This window comes from Burkholderia sp. BCC1988, from assembly GCF_905339895.1.
In the GTDB taxonomy this organism is placed as follows: domain Bacteria; phylum Pseudomonadota; class Gammaproteobacteria; order Burkholderiales; family Burkholderiaceae; genus Burkholderia.
Genome location: NZ_CAJPHA010000052.1, coordinates 1 through 3129 on the forward strand (window position 1 = coordinate 1; position 3129 = coordinate 3129).

1 rRNA gene and 1 pseudogene are annotated in these 3129 nt (G+C 52.1%); both read right to left on the bottom strand.

What is annotated here, in order from left to right:
- Nucleotides 1-12 precede the first annotated feature (12 nt).
- A 23S ribosomal RNA gene (locus tag U4012_RS35440) occupies nucleotides 13-2894 on the bottom strand.
- 19 nt (nucleotides 2895-2913) lie between these two features.
- Nucleotides 2914-3129: pseudogene (locus U4012_RS35445) on the bottom strand (hypothetical protein); the annotation flags it as partial.

A 3129-nucleotide genomic window follows, 5' to 3' on the forward strand; every position in this document is an offset into this window, starting at 1 on the left:
CAGACTTGTTATAGGATCAAGCCTTACGGGCAATTAGTATCAGTTAGCTGAACGCATTACTGCGCTTACACACCTGACCTATCAACGTCCTGGTCTCGAACGACCCTTCAAGGGGATCTAGTCCCCAGGGATATCTCATCTTAAGGCGAGTTTCCCGCTTAGATGCTTTCAGCGGTTATCTCTTCCGAACATAGCTACCCGGCGATGCCACTGGCGTGACAACCGGTACACCAGAGGTTCGTCCACTCCGGTCCTCTCGTACTAGGAGCAGCCCCCTTCAAATATCCAACGCCCACGGCAGATAGGGACCAAACTGTCTCACGACGTTTTAAACCCAGCTCACGTACCTCTTTAAATGGCGAACAGCCATACCCTTGGGACCGGCTACAGCCCCAGGATGAGATGAGCCGACATCGAGGTGCCAAACACCGCCGTCGATATGAACTCTTGGGCGGTATCAGCCTGTTATCCCCAGAGTACCTTTTATCCGTTGAGCGATGGCCCTTCCATACAGAACCACCGGATCACTATGACCTGCTTTCGCACCTGCTCGACTTGTCGGTCTCGCAGTTAAGCACGCTTATGCCATTGCACTATCAGCACGATTTCCGACCGTACCTAGCGTACCTTCGTACTCCTCCGTTACGCTTTGGGAGGAGACCGCCCCAGTCAAACTGCCTACCATGCACTGTCCCCGACCCGGATCACGGGCCAAGGTTAGAACCTCAAACAAACCAGGGTGGTATTTCAAGGACGGCTCCACCGAAACTAGCGTTCCGGTTTCATAGCCTCCCACCTATCCTACACAGATCGGTTCAAAGTCCAATGCAAAGCTACAGTAAAGGTTCATGGGGTCTTTCCGTCTAGCCGCGGGTAGATTGCATCATCACAAACACTTCAACTTCGCTGAGTCTCGGGAGGAGACAGTGTGGCCATCGTTACGCCATTCGTGCAGGTCGGAACTTACCCGACAAGGAATTTCGCTACCTTAGGACCGTTATAGTTACGGCCGCCGTTTACCGGGACTTCAATCAAGAGCTTGCACCCCATCATTTAATCTTCCGGCACCGGGCAGGCGTCACACCCTATACGTCCACTTTCGTGTTTGCAGAGTGCTGTGTTTTTATTAAACAGTCGCAGCCACCAGTTTATTGCAACCCCTTCACCCTCTGCGCGCAGGCGCATCAAGCTACAAGGGCGTACCTTATCCCGAAGTTACGGTACCAATTTGCCGAGTTCCTTCTCCCGAGTTCTCTCAAGCGCCTTAGAATACTCATCTCGCCCACCTGTGTCGGTTTGCGGTACGGTCATCGTTAGACTGAAGCTTAGAGGCTTTTCTTGGAACCACTTCCAATTGCTTCGCTCCCTAGGGAGCTCGCGCCACACCCTTGAATCCTGCGCCCGGATTTGCCTAAGCGCCTTCTCCAATGCAGCGACCGGGACTTCCAACACCCGGACAACCTTCCGCGATCCGTCCCCCCATCGCATCTAACAATGGTGCAGGAATATTGACCTGCTTCCCATCAGCTACGCATTTCTGCCTCGCCTTAGGGGCCGACTCACCCTACGCCGATGAACGTTGCGTAGGAAACCTTGGGCTTACGGCGAGGGGGCCTTTCACCCCCTTTATCGCTACTCATGTCAGCATTCGCACTTCCGATACCTCCAGCACGCTTTTCAACGCACCTTCGCAGGCTTACGGAACGCTCTCCTACCATGCGTGCTAAGCACGCATCCGCAGCTTCGGTATATAGCTTAGCCCCGTTACATCTTCCGCGCAGGACGACTCGATCAGTGAGCTATTACGCTTTCTTTAAAGGGTGGCTGCTTCTAAGCCAACCTCCTGACTGTTTTAGCCTTCCCACTTCGTTTCCCACTTAGCTATATTTGGGGACCTTAGCTGGCGGTCTGGGTTGTTTCCCTCTTGACACCGGACGTTAGCACCCGATGTCTGTCTCCCGTGATTGCACTCTTCGGTATTCGGAGTTTGCTATGGCGGGGTAATCTGCAATAGACCCCCCAACCATGACAGTGCTCTACCCCCGAAGGTGAGACACGAGGCACTACCTAAATAGTTTTCGGAGAGAACCAGCTATTTCCAAGTTTGTTTAGCCTTTCACCCCTATCCACAGCTCATCCCCTAACTTTTCAACGTTAGTGGGTTCGGACCTCCAGTACGTGTTACCGCACCTTCATCCTGGCCATGGATAGATCACTTGGTTTCGGGTCTACGCCCAGCAACTGAACGCCCTATTCGGACTCGCTTTCGCTACGCCTGCCCTATACGGTTAAGCTTGCTACTGAACGTAAGTCGCTGACCCATTATACAAAAGGTACGCCGTCACCCCTTACGAGGCTCCGACTGTTTGTATGCATGCGGTTTCAGGATCTATTTCACTCCCCTCCCGGGGTTCTTTTCGCCTTTCCCTCACGGTACTGGTTCACTATCGGTCGATCACGAGTATTTAGCCTTGGAGGATGGTCCCCCCATCTTCAGACAGGATTTCACGTGTCCCGCCCTACTTGTCGCACACCTAGTTCTTTCATACTGTTTTCGCCTACAGGGCTATCACCTGCTATGGCCGCACTTTCCAGAGCGTTCGGCTAACAATACAAATAAAGAGTGCAAGGCTCATCCCATTTCGCTCGCCACTACTTTGGGAATCTCGGTTGATTTCTTTTCCTGCGGTTACTTAGATGTTTCAGTTCACCGCGTTCGCTTCACATGGCCTATGTATTCAGCCATGGATACTCCAAAAGGAGTGGGTTTCCCCATTCGGACATCTACGGATCAAAGCTTGTTTGCCAGCTCCCCGTAGCTTTTCGCAGGCTACCGCGTCCTTCATCGCCTGTGATCGCCAAGGCATCCACCACATGCACTTGTTCGCTTGACCCTATAACGAGTCTGTCTCGTTACAGGTTGAGTTCTCGCGTTGTGCCGTATTCCAATTGAGTCAAACATAGAGTTCGAATCATCTTGAGATACATCGATACAATCACAACCCGGATAGTTTTCACGTCCATCTCATAGACGCTTCCGCTATCCAAATTACTTACTTCTTCCAGATTGTTAAAGAACGACAGCCGATACATACTACGTATCACTCTGACTGGCTCAATCGCCAATGA